The sequence below is a fragment of the Arthrobacter sp. NPDC058192 genome (assembly GCF_042883665.1).
Taxonomy (GTDB): domain Bacteria; phylum Actinomycetota; class Actinomycetes; order Actinomycetales; family Micrococcaceae; genus Arthrobacter.
This window is the reverse complement of record NZ_JBHVVJ010000002.1, coordinates 212566-229005: the sequence shown is the minus strand read 5'-3', so window position 1 is coordinate 229005 and position 16440 is coordinate 212566. Positions and strand designations below refer to the sequence as shown.

The following is a 16440-nucleotide window of genomic DNA, read 5'->3' as shown; positions in this document are numbered from 1 at the left end:
GCGCAGGGAGGGACAGCACATGGCCGCTCACAACCGGTCCTCCCGGTACGGCCGGTACGCCGGCGGACCCGATCCGCTGGCGCCGCCGGTGGACCTCGCCGAGGCACTCGACGCGATTGCCGAAGACGTCATGGCCGGCTACTCTCCCCGGAACGCGCTGCAGGAGTTCCTGCGGCGTGGCGGCCGGAACCGTGAAGGCCTGGACGACCTCGCCGGCCGCGTCCAGGAGCGCCGGCGTGATCTGCTCAGCCGGCACCGGCTGGATGGCACGCTCAGCGAGGTCCGGAAGCTGCTCGACACCGCCGTGCTGGAGGAGCGCAAGCAGCTGGCCCGGGACGCCATGATGGACAACACGGACCGCTCGTTCCGGGAGATGCAGCTGCAGAATCTGCCCGCTTCCACCGCGGCGGCTGTCAACGAGCTCGCCTCCTACGACTGGCAGTCGAGCACCGCACGGGAGGCCTACGAGCGGATCAAGGATCTGCTGGGCCGGGAGGCCCTTGACCAGCGGTTCGCGGGCATGAAGCAAGCGCTCGAGAACGCCACGGACGAGGACCGCGCCGCTGTGAGCGAGATGCTGCGTGACCTCAACGGGCTGCTCGACAAGCACCGGCGCGGCGAGGACACCGACGAGGACTTCCAGGAGTTCATGGCGCGGCACGGCCAGTTCTTTCCGGAGAACCCGCAGTCTGTCGAGGAACTGATCGACGCCCTGGCACAGCGCGCGGCCGCGGCCCAGCGGCTCCTGCAATCCATGTCCCCGGAACAACGCGATGAGCTGATGCGTCTCTCGGCGCAGGCATTCGGCTCGGCCGAACTGATGGCCCAGCTCGACCAGCTCGATTCCAGCTTGCGCGCGCTGCGCCCCGGTGAGGACTGGACCGGCTCTGAACGCTTCGAGGGCCAGGAGGGGCTCGGGCTGGGTGACGGCACGGGCGTGCTCCAGGACATCGCCGAACTCGACCAGTTGGCCGAACAGCTCTCTCAGTCTTACAGCGGATCCAGCCTCGATGACCTGGATCTGGACGCCTTGGCGCGCCAGTTGGGCCCGAATGCCGCCGTGACCGCCCGCACCCTCGCCGAGATCGAACGGGCGATGCAAGACGGCGGGTATCTGCGGCGCGGTGCCGACGGCGATCTGCGGCTGTCCCCGCAGGCCATCCGGCGGCTGGGCAAGTCACTGTTGCGGGACACTGCCAGGCAACTGTCCGGCCGGCGGGGAGGCCGGGACACCCGCGTGGCCGGGGCCGCCGGCGAGCAGACCGGCTCCAGCCGCGAGTGGCATTTCGGCGACGCCGAACCGTGGGACGTCACCCGCACCATAACGAACGCGATCCGCCGCACGATGGCCGACGGCGGCGACCCGGGCCGCAGCCTGCGCCTCGGCGTAGGGGACATCGAGGTGGCGGAAACGGAGGCGCGGACGCAGGCCGCGGTCGCCTTGCTTGCCGATGTGTCGTTCTCAATGGCCGCGGAGGGGCGGTGGGTGCCCATGAAACGCACTGCCCTGGCCCTGCACCACCTCGTCTCCACCCGCTTCCGCGGGGACCGGCTGCAGCTGATCACGTTCGGCCTCTACGCGCAGTCCATGGACATCGGTGAGCTCACGGCCCTGCCGGTGATGCGGGAACAGGGCACAAACCTGCATCACGGATTGCTGCTGGCCCATCGTTTCTTCCGCCAGCACCCGTCAATGCAGCCCCTCCTCCTGGTGGTGACCGACGGCGAACCCACCGCGCACCTGCTGCCGGACGGCGAGTCCTGGTTCTCCTGGCCGCCGGACCCGGAGACGGTCCGGATCACGGTGGCGGAACTGGACCGCCTGGGGCGTGCCGGCGCGCAGGCCACTTTCTTCCGGCTGGGCGGGGATCCCGGCCTCGAACGGTTTGTACAGCGGATGGCCCGGCGCATCGATGGCAGGGTAGTGGCACCCGACGTCGGCGATCTTGGGGCCGCCGTCGTCGGGGAGTATCTCCGCGCCCATTTCAAGGACCCCTACGACGACGCCGACTGGTCCTCATAGGCGGCCTGCGGTCGGGAGGGCGGCTGTGGGCTACGGGCCCTCCCGAAGCGCCTAATCGATCTGTACCTCCGATCCATGCAGCGGTCCAAGCTAACCTCCTGACATGAATTCATTGCCTCTCGTGATCTTTGACTGCGACGGGGTCTTGGTAGACAGCGAACGGCTGGTCCAGGACATCGACATGAGGATGATCGGCGGGCTCGGTTGGAACATAACGCGGCAGGAGATCCTGGAACAGCACCTTGGACGATCCGAGGATGCGGTCATGGCTAACATTGCACGCAGGATCGGGCGACCCGTCCCGGAGGACTTCCCCCAGTGCCGGCGCTCAGCGTACGAGCAGGATTTCAAGGACCACCTAAAGGAGGTTTCCGGCGTACGCCAGGCCGTGCAAGAGCTGCACGGCGTTGGTCACGATACCTGCGTGGCTTCATCAGGCAGCCACGCCACAATGAGACTCACCTTGGGCAAGACAGGGTTGCGGACCTTGTTCGAGGGTCGCATTTTCAGCGCCGACGAAGTAGCCCACGGTAAGCCCGCCCCCGACCTGTTCCTGCACGCGGCCGAGCAGATGGGGTACCGGCCGGAGCGCTGCGTCGTAGTCGAGGACAGTCCGTCCGGGGTCGCCGCGGCTCTATCCGCCGGCATGGCAGTGGTTGGGTACAGCGCGCTGACGCCAGAGGTCGCCTACACATCGGTTGGATCGGTGGGGCTAACCCACCTCCGGCTCGGCTTGCTGCTTGCTCTAGTGCTTCTTGAAGACGTCTTTGATTTTTTCGCCGGCCTGTTTTAGGTCGGCCTTTTTCTGCTGGCCTTTGCCCTCGGCCTTCAGCTGGTTGTCGCCGGTGGCGGTGCCGGCGGCTTCTTTGCCTTTGCCGTGGAGCTTCTCGGCGGCGTTGTGGATCTTGTCTCCCAATCCCATGATGGTTCTCCTTACTGGGCCGCCCCGCGACGCGCATGCCGCGGACGCCGGTAGTTAATTGTAGGGACGAAGCCGTCGAGAATGGGGGCCGGTCTGCGTCGCGGTCACGCTCGTGGTCACGCTTAGGAGGGTTCGGAACCTTTTGCAGCTTTGGCGGCGGCCTTGGCAGCCTGCTTGCTGGCGCGGACCTTTGTCAGGGAGTCCGGGTCCACAATGTCGGCGACCGAGAGGAAGGCGCCTTCCTGGCCGTAGTGGCCGGCAGCCTCCCGCCAGCCTTCCGCCTGGAGTCCGCACTGCTTCCCCAGCAGTGCCAGGAAGATCTTGGCCTTTTGCTCGCCGAATCCCGGCAGTTCCTTCAAGCGCCGAAGCACTTCCCGCCCGTCAGGGCTGTCCTGCGTCCAGATCGCGGTGGCGTCCCCGTTCCATTCGCGCTGCACGGTGTCTGCAAGGGCCTGCACGCGGCTTGCCATGGAGCCGGGGAAGCGGTGGACGGCCGGACGTTCCTTGAAAACTTCGACGAAGCCTGCCGGATCGTATTCGGCGATCGCGGCGGGATCTATGGACCCTGTGCGGGTTCTGATCTTTTCCGGCCCGGCAAACGCCGACTCCATGGTCACCTGCTGGTCAAGCAGCATGCCGGTCAGCAGCGCGAACGCGTTATCGCCCAGCAGTTTATCCGCGGCGGGGTCGCCAGTTATGTGCAGTTCCATGCGCCCATCCTGCCACCTGCGCTGGTCCTCGTCATGGAGGTGGCCGTGGTTTCCCAAGGGTAGGCGGAGGGCCGGAGACTTCACTCCATCAGTCCAGCTCCTGCTTGGCCGGCCGCGCGGCGTTGTGGAAAGGCAAAGCGGTCAAGGTCATTTGCGGCAACCACCCGTGTTCCGCCGGCACGGCTCCGGGCCTGCTCAGCCAGCGGCGACACGTTCCCGTAACGCGACGAAAAGTGGGTGAGAACTAGGGTCCCCGCACCGGCTGATGCGGCCAGTTCGCCCGCCTGCCCCGCCGTGAGGTGGCGGAACTGTGAGGCAAGGCCGGCGTCGTCGTCGCTGAAGGTGCACTCGGTGACGAGCAGGTCCGCCCCTTCCGCCAGTTCTTCCGCGCCTTGGCAGGGCGCGGTATCCATGACGAACGCGAACCGCTGGCCGGGCCGGGGCACGCTCACCTCCGCCAGGCTGACGCCGCCCGGGCTTCCTTCGCGTTCCAGGCGGCCGACGTCGGGACCCGCTATCCCGGCGGCCGCGAGCCGGTCCGGAAGGAGCGTGCGGGCGTCGGGCTCCACCAATCGGTAGCCGTAGGCCTCGATGCGGTGGTCCAGTGCCCTGACGTAGAGGCCCGGGGCGATCGGCTCGGCAGCCCTGTGGCCGGGGCCTGCGTGTTCGATGCCACCGTAGGCGAAGCCCCCGTGCGGGTGCAGCCGGAGATCGATGCCGGGGGTGGAGACGGACACGAGAGCCCGGACCACGTCGTCGCCGGAGGCCGGGTAGTGCAGGTTGACGGGGTGGTCGACCTTGTCGAGGGCCATCCTGGAAAGGACGCCCGGCAGGCCGTAGCAGTGGTCGCCGTGCACATGTGTGAGGCAGATGCGCGTGATCCGGGACGTGCTGACGCCTGCGTGGATCATCTGCCGCTGTGTGCCCTCACCCGGGTCGAAGAGTATGTCCTCATCGTCCCAGCGCAACAGGTACCCGTTGTGGTTGCGGGTCCGGGTGGGGACCTGGGAGGCGGTGCCGAGGACGACGAACTCACGCATGAAGCCCAGTCTGCCACTCGTCACCGGGCAGGTCAGCGGGAGTCCTCCTGGCGACTTCCCGCGGCTCAATATAAGAAGATGGGCAGCCAGTCCGGGTTGTGTGCGTGGACCAATGCAAGGAACAGCACGAAGTCGAAGATCAAGTGCACTGTCACCACATAGGTAAAGGACTTCGTCAATCTGAACGTGTAACCCTGCAACAGCGCGAACGGGAACGTCAGAAGGGGCCCCCAGGCCTGATAGCCGATCTCCCACAGGAAAGACGAGAAAACCACGGCTTGCAGGATGTTGGCCAGCCAGTCCGGAAAGTGCTGCCGCAGCAGCGTGAACGTGGTGCAGATGAAGAACAACTCGTCCCAAATTCCAACAGCGTTGACTCCGAGGAAGAGCCGCCAGAAGATGGTCGGATCGGATGGGTTTGGCCAGTTTTGGTAGACCCCGGTGCTGATCAAGTACACAGGCAGAATGAAGTATCCGAGCGCTGCCACACCGATCAGGTACAGCTTCGCTGTTAACGGCCACTTACGGCCGGTGTTCACCGGAAACCGGATGATACTCTCGCCATAAACGAACCGCGACACCAGCCACGGCACCAGCACGGCCAGGGCGAGGGCACCACCCATGAGGGCCATGTGCTGGATGCTCAAGTCAGCGTTCAGCGGAACCAAGCTGATGATGACCATTCCTGCCGCCACCAGCACGAGGTGCCGCAGTAACGCCCGGTCGATGAAAGCAGCCGCGAGCAGTGCCACGGCCAGCACGCCGTAGCCAAGGGGGTTATTTTCGATGCCGAACAGCAGCACTCCGGACACCGAGACAAGCGCCGCTGGCACCAGCTTCCAAGTGAGCGCGGTACGGGGTGTTTCGGTCGAAGTCGATGCCACCCAATAAGCATCTCAGTGCGGTCCGCGGCGCGACACTGGCCAGGCGGCACGGCCGCCTGGCCACTGAGTTTCACAACCTGCGCTTGACAGTCCAACACGGTGGGCGGACCATGACGGTCATGCGCGCAACGACCGAAGGCACGCTCAAGTACCCGGAACCATGAGTGCCGCGGCGTCGACAGCGGCACGGACTGGATCGGGACTTGTCCTTGCCGTGCTGGCGTCCGGCCAGTTCCTGATGACGCTCGACAGCTCGGTGATGAACGTTTCGATGGCCACGGTGGCCGCGGACCTGGGCACTTCAATCACCGGCATCCAAACGGCCATTACCCTTTACACACTCGTCATGGCGTCCCTGATGATCACTGGCGGCAAGATCGGTACCATCACGGGCCGCCGCCGCGCGTTCGCTCTCGGCCTGGTCATCTATGCCGCCGGTTCGCTGACCACGGCGCTGGCGCCCAACCTTGGTGTCTTGCTTCTGGGCTGGTCACTCTTGGAGGGCGCCGGCGCAGCCCTGATCATGCCGGCGATCGTCGCGCTGGTTGCGGCTAACTTCCCGCCTGAGCGCCGCGCCGCAGCCTACGGGCTGGTGGCCGCGGCAGGAGCCATGGCGATCGCGGCGGGCCCGCTGATTGGCGGCGCAGTGACCACCTTTGCGTCCTGGCGGTATGTCTTCGTCGGTGAGGCCGTCATCGTCCTGGTCATCCTGCTGGTCTCGCGCAAGGTCGAAGACGTTCCGCCATCCAAGGTCCGGCTGGACCTGCTGGGGTCCGCACTGTCGATACTGGGACTCGGCATGTTTGTGTACGGTGTTCTGCGTTCGGGCGAATGGGGCTGGGTGCAGTCCAAGCCCGGTGCGCCGACTGTCGCGGGCCTCTCTCCCGTAATCTGGCTGCTGGTCGGCGGGCTGCTTGTCCTCTATGTGTTCCTGCGGCGGACCTCGCATTTGGCCTCAGTTGGCGGTGATCCGCTGATCGATCCCGGGCTGTTCCAGAACCAGCGCCTCACCGGCGGCCTCAGCGTCTTCTTCGCTCAATTCCTCGTGCAGGCCGGGGTGTTCTTCACCATCCCGCTTTTCCTGTCGGTGGTGTTGGAGTTGAGCGCACTGGAGACCGGGATACGGATCTTTCCGCTGTCCGTGGCGCTGATTCTGGCCGCTGCCGGAATTCCCAAGGCCCGGCCGCGTGCCAACCCGCGCCGCGTAGTGCGGCTGGGGCTGATGCTGATGATCGTCGGTATCCTCATTCTCGTGGCAGGAATGGACCCGGGTGCGAATGCGGCCATTGTCGCCATCCCAATGCTGTTGATGGGGTTCGGAATGGGGGCGCTGTCCTCGCAGCTGGGCGCCATCACGGTTTCCGCGGTACCGGACTCCCAGAGCGCGGAGGTCGGGGGACTGCAGAACACGGCCACCAACCTCGGAGCCTCCCTTGGAACGGCCCTGATCGGTTCAGTTCTCATTGCGACCTTGAGCACTTCGTTTATGGCCGGCATCCAGGACAATCCCGCCGTGCCAAGCTCCGTGCAGGAGCAGGCCTCGGTCCAACTGGCCAGCGGCGTCCCCTTCATTTCCGACACGCAGCTCCAAGCCGCGCTGGACAACGCGGGAGTTGATCAGGCGACCGCCGATGCCATCATGGCCGTCAACGCCAGCTCCCGCTCGGATGCGCTACGGGCCGCGCTTGCCCTGACCGCACTGCTCACGATCGCCGCACTATTCCTCACCGGACGCCTCCCCGCTAAGGCTGTCGGAGCACCGGACGAGTCCCCGAACGGTGGGCAGCCCGCCGAGCCCGGGTAGGCTTCGCTGCGGCGAGTCGTGGGCGGTCCTGGTTCAAGCCGTCACGCCGGTCCTGAATCAAACTGCCATATTCAGGCCACTTCACTTAGTCATCTGCCGCCGTCCGCGTGGTGAACGGCAGTACGAGCCTGGACTGGTGGGCGGCGTCGCGGTAGATCTTGTGGGTGACGGGCCGGCCCACGGGCAAGTGGAAGGCATCCGGTGGCAGCAGGGCGTTGTGCTCGTCGGCCAGCGGCTCCCCGTTCGACAGCTCTGCTGTCAGCCTGTGCCCCGGCTTGAAGGTGTTCGCGAACGGGTAGAGGCGCAGCACATACTCCTCGATCGTCCCCGGCTCCACCGGCACGGAACGGGTGTGCGGGTGGTAGGGATTGCCTTCGGTGGTCCGCTCGTCGAGTTCGCGGTGCGAGGCCTTGAGGTAGCCGCTGGTGATGAGCTGGCGACTGCCGTTGGGGGCGTAGTCCCACAGGCGCAGGATGAAATTGGTGTCCGGCTGGTCGATCTCGGCGAAGATGTGGGCGGCGCCGGTGCCGATCAGCTCCGTGTCCTCCTCAAACGGCTCGGTACTCCAGCTGATGATTTCCACCTTGTCGGTCACCGTCAGCGGCGCCTGGTAGAAGCCGTCCGGGGCGGCGTACTCGGCACCCATCAGCTCGGGCTCGGTCGACAGCTTGTGGCGCGGGCGCATGAACAGCGAGTTGTACTCGACGTCCTTCGGCGGCCACTGGTCCGCGGTCACCACCTCGCGGGAGCCCTCGACGAAGATGCTCACGGCCGGCTCGTCCATGACGCCGTTATCAATACCCTTGATCCAGTAGTCGTACCACCGGAACATCTTGTCGTGCTCCTCGATGAAGGGGCGCGACTGCATCGGCGGGTAGGGCCCGACGTCCAGCTTCCTGGGTCCTTTCAGCTCGTTGAACAGCTCGATCGTGCCGTCCATGGTCCATCCGCGGCCCTGGTCGATCTGCAGCCACACCGGGATGTCGATGTTCGGGGCCAGGGTGATGGGGTTGCGCTCCTCGTACCAGTCGCCGTCGAGCTCGTTCATGACGATGTCGAACCAGGCTTCGTGGTTTTTGGGGTAGTTCAGGACGTGAACCAGGTTCGGCCACGCGGCGACGTCCGGATCCTGCAGGCGCTTGGCGACGAGCTCCTTCAGTTCCTTCGGGGAGTACTTCTCGATCATGCGGGACTTGACGTTGTCGGTGAACGCCCAGCCGGAGTCTCCGCCGCGGCCCTCGCGGGCGGCGCGCGGCATGAACCACATGACACCGCCGTGGTAGGTGGTTTCGTAGAAGTCGAAGTGGCCGCCGGACACGAAGATCGCTTTCAGGTGTGGGGGGCGCTCGGCGGCTGCCAGGACCTGCATGGAACCGAAGTAGGAGATGCCCACCATGCCGACATTGCCGTCGCACCACGGCTGCTCGGCGACCCACTCGATGAAGTCGTATGCGTCCTGGCCCAGCGAAACACCGCCGGCGTTGTAGTTGCCGATGTGTTCACCGCCCGAGTGGCCAGAGCCGCGCAGGTCGCCGATGACGTGGACGTAGTCCTCCTTGACGATGCGGGCAATGTCGCCGGCCTCGATGCAGCCGTCCCACATCGGGCTGGGCCGCCGCTGCGGCGGGGTGGTGAGGGCCAACGCCTGGAGTTCCTTGCCGTAGGGGCTCAGGGCCACCAGTGCCGGGCGCGGTATGTCGTCGGCGCCCTGGTAGGCGTCCGCGGCGAGCTCGACGCCGTCGCGCATCGGGACCCTGAGGTCCTTGCGGACGGCGATTTTTTCGCCGCCAGCGTTCAGTAGCTGGAAGTCATCCATGAGTGCTTGTCTCCTCATCTTCGGGCAAATGGTCCAATGCCGTGCGGTAGGCGTGCAGTGTCGTGAAGAAGGGGGACGGCTCCAGGGCAGGGTCCCCCGTGTAACCCAGGTCTTCGGCGACGCGGGCAAAGGGCGAGTACGGCGAGTCCGTATCCTGCAGACCGGCAGCCAGGCAGCTGCAGGCCGCATTCTGAACGCGGGCCTCGATCTCCAGGCTCGCCTGGAGCGCTTCCCGGGCCTGCCCGGCGTCGAGCTCCACGCCGTAGGGTTTGCCGTCCTGGCGCCGGTACGGGTGCCCCAGGTAGAGGTGCTGCGGACGGATCCCGTCGCCTAGGTACCGCAGGCTTGAGCGGTAGCCGGCCGGGTCCACAAAGCCGGGAAATCCGTTGGCCGCACCGTGGACCTGGACGGCGTCGCCGACGAACACGTCGTTTTGTCCGTCAATCACATACGCCACCGAGCCGGGGGTGTGGCCGGGTATCGAGTGGACCGAGACGGTGACGTCGCCGCCGAGGGAGAGGGTCTCACCGCCCCGCACCACCAGCGTCGGCTCCATCTCACCCGAGATGACTGCGTTCGTGGCCGCCGTCAGCTTCGCCTCGCCGTCGGGGTCATGAAGGTACTGCGCCCGGCCGGCAAGGTATTCATCCACGTGGGCCCGCCGCGAGCGCAGCATCGGTGCGTCGGCCTCATGGATCACCACCTGTGCCCGCCGTCCGGTGAGCTCCCACAAGGCGTAGGCGCCGCCGATGTGGTCGATGTGTCCATGGGTCAGCAGGATCCAGCGGACGTCCTCGATGCGCCGGCCGATCGCCTCCAACGCCGGCACCATGCCGTCGGCCGGCGAGGACGCGATCCCCGTGTCCACAATGGCTGGCTCCGGGGCGTCGATGTAGAAGCTGTAGAGACCGAACCGGCCCCACGGGGAGACCATGGGATGGACGGCGACCGGCTCCGTCATTGTTCCGCCCCGGCGTTCAGGAACGCACCGGTCGCCTCGAAAGCCCGGTAGAACTCAGGGATCCAGGAGAAGTTCTGAACGAAGCCGTGGTTGGCCCCCGCGTAGAGGCTGACGGACGCGTCGACGCCGGCCTCCCTGAGGCGCAGGCCGTAGAGCTCACCCTCGTCCCGCAGGGGGTCGTGCTCGGCGGTGATGACCAGGGCCGGCGGCAGACCAGCGAGGTCCTGGCGCTTAATGGGGGAGACGAGCGGATCCGCCGGGTCCGCCCCGCTCTCGATGTAGAAGGAATTGAACGGCAACAAACCCGCCGTCTCCAGTCCATATCCTTCTGCGTTCTCCCGCAGTGACGCATAGCGGTCGACGTCGAAGTCCAGGTCCAGCGACGGGTAGAACAGGATCTGGTGCGTGATCGCAGAGAACCCGTCATCGTGGGCCCTCGCTGTGACGGCGGCGACGAAGTTGCCGCCCGAGCTGTCGCCGGCGATGGCGAGGTTCTTCCCGTCCCAGCCCAGGCTGCTGCCGTGTTCGGCTGCCCAGCGGACCACGCCGTAGCAGTCCTCAAGCCCGGCCGGGAAGGCGGCCTCGGGGGCAAGCCGGTAGCCGACAGAGATGACTTTGTGCCCGGTTTCCTTGGCCAGGGCCCGCGCCACGTGGTCGTGGCTGTCCAGACTGCCCAGGAAGAACGCGCCTCCGTGGAAGTAGACCAGGATGCCGTAGTCGTCGGTTTCGGCCGGTGTGTAGATCCGCACCGGCACCTCGCCCGATGGCGTTACAGCCGTGGCGTCCTCGACGGAGTGGAGTGGGAGGCGTTCTTCCAGCGGCGGGACCTGGGCGGCTTCGCCGGCGCGCATGGCCTCCGGGTTCAGCGGTGAACCGTCGGGTGCGGGCAGAGTGCGGAGAATTTTGGCAATTTCAGGATGGATGGTCATGGCGGTCAGGCCTTCACTGTGTCGGCGACGGCGACGGCGGCGGTTGCAGGCGTCTGGGACGGTGGACTCTGGCTGGAGGGCTTTTGCCCGGGGAACACGTCGTTGACCTCTTCCTCGCTCCAGCCTTGGCGGGAGATGCGCTGCAGTTCGTCCGTCACGGGCTTGCGGGTAGCTTGGAACAGGGCCAGTGCCTCCTGGACGGTGCCGGCCCGGGCCAGTGCGTCGGCCAGGGCTCCCGCATCCTCGATGGCAGAGTTCGCGCCCTGGCCCTGGTGGTGCAGCATCGAGTGAGCCGCATCGCCCATGAGGACCACGGAGTCCGTGTGCCATATATGGACGGGGTCGATGTCGTAGACCGCACGGATGTTCACTGTGTCCATGTCGAGGCCGCGGGCGATCCTAACGATCCGCTCGTCGAAGCCTTCCACCGTCTTCAGCAGCTCGTCCTTCGAGACCGTGGGTGCCCAGGTACCGTCCGGGTTCAGGGCGGTGATGTCGAAGGAGACCTGGTTGCGGTGGCGCAGCGGCAGCAGGTAAACCTTCGTGCCCTTGCCGATGTACATCCGCAGGTTGTCGTCCACCACCAGGCCGTGGGCGTCATCGGCGGAAATCACAACGCGGTAGGCGTGCTCGCCGGAGAACACCGGGCCCTTGTCGCTGAACAGCTGCTCGCGCACCACGGACTTGATGCCGTCGGCCCCAACCACCAGATCGGCTTCGACGGTCTTGCCGTTGGTAAAGGTGAGGACGGAGCGGCCGCCGTCGTCCGCAATCGTCTCCAGTTTGTGGCCGAGCTGCACCATGCCCTCCGGGAGCACACCGAGCAAGGCCTCGATGAAGTCGCCGCGATGGATGAGGTAGGTCCGCTTTTCGTCGCCGAACTCGGGCCAGGTGTCCTTCATGATGGGTTCACCGGTTGCGGTGAGGATCTCGAAGTAGTCGCTCGGTGAGCTCACTTTGGCGATCGCGTCGAAGATGCCCCACTGGCGGAACCTAGCCATGGTGGCGGGACGCAGCCCGATGCCGGCGCCGACCTCGCGCATCTGGGTGGCCTGCTCGTAGACCGTGACGTCGGCGCCGAGCTGGCTCAGGGCCTTGGCCGCCGCCGCCCCGCCGTAGCCCGCACCGACGACGGCGATTTTGAGGTTCTTGATTTCCGAAGACTTCATAGTTTCATCTCTCTCTTGACTCATTCGTGGCCCTGGCCCAGGCCTGGGGAAGGGCGCGTTGTGCTGGTCTGCCCGGGTCAGGCAAGGGATAGGAAGTCGGCAGGGTTGTCCTCGAGCAGGAGTTTGAGGGTCGCGTCGTCGATCCCGGCGGCGCGCATGTCCGGGATCATGTCCTCGAAGATGTAGTTGATGGTGTGGCCCTTCACGCCCGGCCAGCCCAGCGGGCTGCAGTTCGCGTCGGCCGAGACGAGGAGCTTGTCCGCATAGCCCTTGTTCACGAGGTTGACGAAGTGCTCCATGCGTTCGGCGCGCTTGCGACCCCAAAAGGGCGGATCCGGCAGCTCGAGGTCGTAGCCGAAGGTGTCAAAGCCGATGCGGCCGCCCTGCTCGTAAATCCAGTCGTGCGGGGTGACCGGCGCGTTCAGGCCGTCGTCGGCGTGACCGAAAAGCACGCGGTCCAGCGACAGGCCCTCTTCGTTGAAGATATTCACGGCAGGTTCGGGATCGATGGCCAGGTGGGTGAGGATCGGAGCGCCGGTGACGACGGCGGCGCGGGCCGCGGCCCGGTAGATCCGCTTGTCCAGTTCCGTCATGCGTCCGCCGCGGCTCACGCCAACCTTGATGACTCCTGCCTTGGCGCCGGTGTTGCCGATGCCGACGGTGATCTCGTGGATGAATACCTTCGTGAGGTAGTCCACGGTGGCGCGGGAGAAGTGCGGCAGGGCGGTGTCGCCGCCGACGAAGCCGGTGCAGGCCACGATGTGCACGCCCGTCTTTTGTGACAGGGATTTGTAGTAGTCGACGTCGCGGCCGTTGCAGATGCCGGTGGCGTCCACGAAGGTCCCGCCGCCGTATTCGCGGAATTTCCGCAGCTTCGGCACGGTCTCCTCGTAGGCCTGTTCCGGGGACTTCCACCACTTGGTGTCGAGTTCGGAGCCGGGCATGCCATAGCCGATGTGTTCGTGGACCGCCACGATTTCCAGTTCTTCGGCCGGGATGGTTCCCAGCACGGTGTTGACCTTTGCCATTCGTTCACTCACCTCAGGGGTCGAAAGTTTCTTGTGTGTGGGCCGTCGCGTGCTTAGCGCACGGTCAGCAGGGTGCATGGGTTGTCCACGAGGATGCGTCGGGCGTCTTCTTCGCTCAGGCCACGGGCCTTGAGGAACGGCACGAACGTGGTCAGGACGTGGCTGTAGGGCAGGTTGTACTCCGGCAAGCCCTTGGCCACGCCGATCGAGTTGCCTGACAGGATGATCCTGTCGGCATGGCCTGCCTCGACCAGCTTGAGCACCAGTTCGGCGCGATCGTGGTCGGTGAGGTAGTCGGCGTCGTCGTTCAGGCCTACGTGGTCGATGCCGACGAAGGCGCCGCGGCCGGCCACGTCGACGGCGGAGCCGGCGGCGTCCTTGCGGTCCAGGCCGCCGACGAGCACCCGGTCGGCCGCGATCTGCTCGTCCAGGACGATGTCCAGATCGTGCAGGGCATCGGCGCCGAAGCGGATGGAGACCGGGACGCCGGTGTTCTTGGCGGCCCGTGCCGAGCCGCGGAACAGGCTTTCCTCGGTCGGGGTCATACCGGCGCGGTCTGCGATGGTGGCCACGATGCCGGCGGCGGCGCGGCGCTCGACCCGGGGGACCGCCATCCCCTCGGTGACCTCCTTGCCGAAGAGATCGCCGAATTTGTCGGCCGGCCACGGCGTGGGCGGGTTGGTCTGCGGCGTCAGGAAATATCCGCCGAGTTCTTCCTCCGGGCCCAGGCCTGTGGAGGCGACGATGTGGACGCCGGTGGAGCGGGACAGTGCCTCGTACAATTTCAGGTCGCGGCCGTGGAACATGCCGGTGCTGTCGACGATCGTCCGGCCGCCGTGCTCGCGGAACTCCGTGAGCTTCGCTGCCAGGGCAGCGAAGATCTCCGCCCGGTCCATGGTGATGTCGGGTGCGTACTGGGCGCCCGGGACCACCGACAGCAAGGCCTCATGAACCGCGACAACGCCCAGTTCAGAAGCCGGTATGGGGCCCAGGACCGTGTTGACGGTTCGCCCGCCGGGGGCATCAATCGTGCCGCCGTTGACGGCGGGTGCGGGGTGACTCACGTGGCTTCTCCCTTGTGGTTCGGGTTCTGAATGTAGGGGCGCCGCGGAGCCCGGCCGTGCCGTCGCCCCGTTGCGGAGCAGCCAGCATCACATTTTTCTTTACACTGTGTCAAGAAAATAGTCTAAGCGTAAAATAATCGTCAGACCGAACCCGACAAACGATCTGTAAATTTACTTGACATGATGTAAAGGATGGCATCAGGATGTGTGGAGCGCCACATCCACCCCCGTCACGCGCCATTCCACCGCCGTAGAGCCTCAGCCTCGGCGCATCACCGGAGATTCGACCGGAAACAAAGGAGTTTCATCGATGAGTCAGAGGAACACTGTGCAGACGAGCGCAGCGTCGAGCCGCGGCTCGGTGCGAGCCACCTTCGTAGCCGCCTACAGCGCGGTCACATTGGCGCAAATCACCAACGCCCTGCCGGGCGCCCTCAACGGCACCTTCGCCGTGGAATTCCGAACCTCCGGCGCAGGCCTGACCTGGATCGCAGGCATGTTCATGATGGGCATCGTGGTCTTTGAACTCAGCTGGGGACTTCTGGGCGATCTGTTCGGCCGCAAGAGGTTGCTGTACATCGGTGCGGCGGTCAGCGTTGCCGGTTCCGTCCTGGCTGCGCTGGCTTCGACCACCGAGATGATGATCGCCGCGCAGGCGGTCGGCGGCGTCGGCGCGGGCATCCTCTTCCCGATCTCACTGTCCATGATCGCGGCCATTACGCCGGACCACAGGGCCCGTGCCAGGGTTATTGCTACCTGGGCAGGGTTCCTGTCGCTCGGTGCAGTGATTTCACCCATTCTCGCCGGCCTCACAGCGCAGGTCTTCACTGTGCCCGGCGCCGGAGCAGGCGCACCGAACACGTTCAGCGGGTGGCGCGTGGCCTACTACATTGCCGCCGGGATCGCCGTCGCCGTCCTCATCTTGGCGGTCCGGGCCAAGGACTCCGCGGCTGCCGAGGGACGCAAAGTCGACCTGCCGGGCCAGTTCACCCTGGCACTCGGCCTCATCGCCGTCCTCTTCGCCACCGTGCAGGCCGTCGATGCCGGCTTCGGCAGCCCGGAGGTCATCGGCAGCTATGTGGCCGGCGGCGTTCTCCTCGCTCTTTTCGTCGTCATAGAGAGCCGCTCGCGCCAGCCGCTCATCCACCTTTCCCTGTTCAAGAACAGCGCCTACTCGATCACAGGGGTCGTCGCCGTCACCGGCATGTTTGCCTTCCTCGCGGTCTGTTACAGCACCAGCGTCGCCGTCGGCGGGCTCGCCCTGGCCGAAGCCTGGAAAGTCGGTGTGCTGTTCGTCTTCATCCAGGGACCCGCCTTCGCCTTTATCCCGGTGGTGGGATGGCTCATCCACCACGTAGCACCACGCTGGGTGCTCACCGCGGGCTTCGCGTTCATGGCTGTCTCCGCCTACTGGCTGTCGACGTTCTCCCTCGGCGCCCCGGAGGCCTTCGGCGGTACACCGTGGACGGCGTTCCTTCCGCCGCTCCTGCTGCTGGGCATCGGATTCGCGCTCACCGTCGGATCCATCACCGCCGTGGCCATCAACACGGTCCCCCCACAGCACATCGGGATGGCCTCCGCCACGACCAACCTCCTGCGTGACCTCGGCTTCGCACTCGGCCCCGTCATCGGCTCGGCCATCGCGTTCGGCATCGGCGCAGCGGTATTTGCCGGGCCCCTCGCCGGCATTCTGGGCGGCTCCGGGCTGCCCGCCAACGCTGCCGCCGGTCTCGCCCAGGTGCCGCCATTGGGCTACCTCTCGGGCTGGGATGGGGTTATTGCGCAGTTCTCCGGTCAGGCACTGGCCGCCGGCGCGCCCGGCCAGGCCGTCGACGGCATGGTCCAGGCCCTCAACTCCGCGCGGCAGCAGATCCAGGGGTCGGCGGGGGCCTCGCTCGGCCGGGGCTTCCAAATGGTTTACCTCGTCGCGGGCATCGCGGCGACGGTCTCCGCCGTCCTCACCCTCTTCATCTCCGCTCGCAGCTCGGCCCCGGCCGCCAACGGCGTCGCGGAGGCCACCGAAGAAAACGCCGAGGCGGTCATCTAGGCAGACTTCCTTGAATTCACCGACTCATCAGCTATCCGTAACC

General features: G+C 66.1%; 14 protein-coding genes. 4 read left to right on the top strand and 10 right to left on the bottom strand.

Features of this window, described 5'->3' with window-relative positions; translation table 11 throughout:
* Positions 1-19: 19 nt before the first annotated feature.
* Both ACFVVK_RS03185 and ACFVVK_RS03180 read left to right on the top strand, forming a co-directional pair.
* Entirely contained in the window at positions 20-2023 is a 2004-nt protein-coding gene (locus ACFVVK_RS03185) for a VWA domain-containing protein (protein WP_390263349.1), read from the top strand.
* 103 nt (positions 2024-2126) lie between these two features.
* On the top strand, positions 2127-2816 hold the full coding sequence (locus ACFVVK_RS03180) for an HAD family hydrolase (RefSeq protein ID WP_390263346.1): 690 nt from the start codon (positions 2127-2129) through the stop codon (positions 2814-2816).
* On the opposite strand, the gene ACFVVK_RS03175 is transcribed toward ACFVVK_RS03180, so the two are convergent.
* From ACFVVK_RS03175 to ACFVVK_RS03160, 4 genes are all read right to left on the bottom strand, one after another.
* Complete coding sequence (locus ACFVVK_RS03175; RefSeq protein ID WP_390263343.1) at positions 2769-2945, bottom strand: CsbD family protein; 177 nt, start codon at positions 2943-2945, stop codon at positions 2769-2771. The genes ACFVVK_RS03180 and ACFVVK_RS03175 overlap by 48 nt on opposite strands.
* Before the next feature lie 122 nt (positions 2946-3067).
* Positions 3068-3655, bottom strand: a complete 588-nt coding sequence (locus ACFVVK_RS03170) for an HhH-GPD-type base excision DNA repair protein (protein ID WP_390263341.1) — start codon at positions 3653-3655, stop codon at positions 3068-3070.
* 80 nt (positions 3656-3735) lie between these two features.
* Positions 3736-4695 carry a ribonuclease Z gene (locus ACFVVK_RS03165; RefSeq protein ID WP_390263338.1) on the bottom strand — a complete coding sequence of 320 codons (960 nt, stop codon included), beginning with the start codon at positions 4693-4695 and terminating at the stop codon, positions 3736-3738.
* Positions 4696-4760: 65 nt separating this feature from the next.
* Positions 4761-5579 (bottom strand): type II CAAX prenyl endopeptidase Rce1 family protein, encoded by an 819-nt coding sequence (locus ACFVVK_RS03160; RefSeq protein WP_390263335.1) that lies wholly within the window; start codon positions 5577-5579, stop codon positions 4761-4763.
* Between the two features lie 160 nt (positions 5580-5739).
* Here ACFVVK_RS03160 and ACFVVK_RS03155 point away from each other — a divergent pair, with 160 nt between their 5' ends.
* The gene (locus tag ACFVVK_RS03155) at positions 5740-7383 is read left to right on the top strand and encodes an MFS transporter (RefSeq protein ID WP_390263332.1); all 1644 of its coding nucleotides are present in this window, start codon (positions 5740-5742) and stop codon (positions 7381-7383) included.
* 85 nt (positions 7384-7468) lie between these two features.
* Here the strand turns inward: ACFVVK_RS03155 and ACFVVK_RS03150 are convergent, their stop codons facing one another.
* The 6 genes from ACFVVK_RS03150 to ACFVVK_RS03125 all read right to left on the bottom strand — a co-directional run bounded on the left by ACFVVK_RS03150 (position 7469) and on the right by ACFVVK_RS03125 (position 14350).
* A complete protein-coding gene (locus ACFVVK_RS03150; RefSeq protein WP_390263329.1) occupies positions 7469-9199 on the bottom strand; it encodes a CocE/NonD family hydrolase in 1731 nt (576 codons plus the stop codon).
* The gene (locus tag ACFVVK_RS03145) at positions 9192-10160 is read right to left on the bottom strand and encodes an MBL fold metallo-hydrolase (protein ID WP_390263327.1); all 969 of its coding nucleotides are present in this window, start codon (positions 10158-10160) and stop codon (positions 9192-9194) included. The genes ACFVVK_RS03150 and ACFVVK_RS03145 overlap by 8 nt, the downstream gene beginning before the upstream one ends.
* A complete protein-coding gene (locus ACFVVK_RS03140) occupies positions 10157-11089 on the bottom strand; it encodes an alpha/beta hydrolase (RefSeq protein WP_390263325.1) in 933 nt (310 codons plus the stop codon). Before ACFVVK_RS03140 ends, ACFVVK_RS03145 begins: the two co-directional genes overlap by 4 nt.
* A gap of 5 nt (positions 11090-11094) precedes the next feature.
* Positions 11095-12258, bottom strand: coding sequence for an FAD-dependent oxidoreductase (locus ACFVVK_RS03135; protein WP_390263322.1), 1164 nt, complete (start codon positions 12256-12258; stop codon positions 11095-11097).
* Positions 12259-12335: 77 nt separating this feature from the next.
* Complete coding sequence (locus ACFVVK_RS03130; protein ID WP_390263319.1) at positions 12336-13286, bottom strand: phosphotriesterase; 951 nt, start codon at positions 13284-13286, stop codon at positions 12336-12338.
* A 53-nt stretch (positions 13287-13339) separates the two neighbouring features.
* A complete protein-coding gene (locus ACFVVK_RS03125) occupies positions 13340-14350 on the bottom strand; it encodes a phosphotriesterase (RefSeq protein WP_390263316.1) in 1011 nt (336 codons plus the stop codon).
* 310 nt (positions 14351-14660) lie between these two features.
* On the opposite strand from ACFVVK_RS03125, the gene ACFVVK_RS03120 reads away from it, so the two are divergent.
* Positions 14661-16397, top strand: a complete 1737-nt coding sequence (locus tag ACFVVK_RS03120) for an MFS transporter (RefSeq protein ID WP_390263313.1) — start codon at positions 14661-14663, stop codon at positions 16395-16397.
* Positions 16398-16440: the final 43 nt, after the last annotated feature.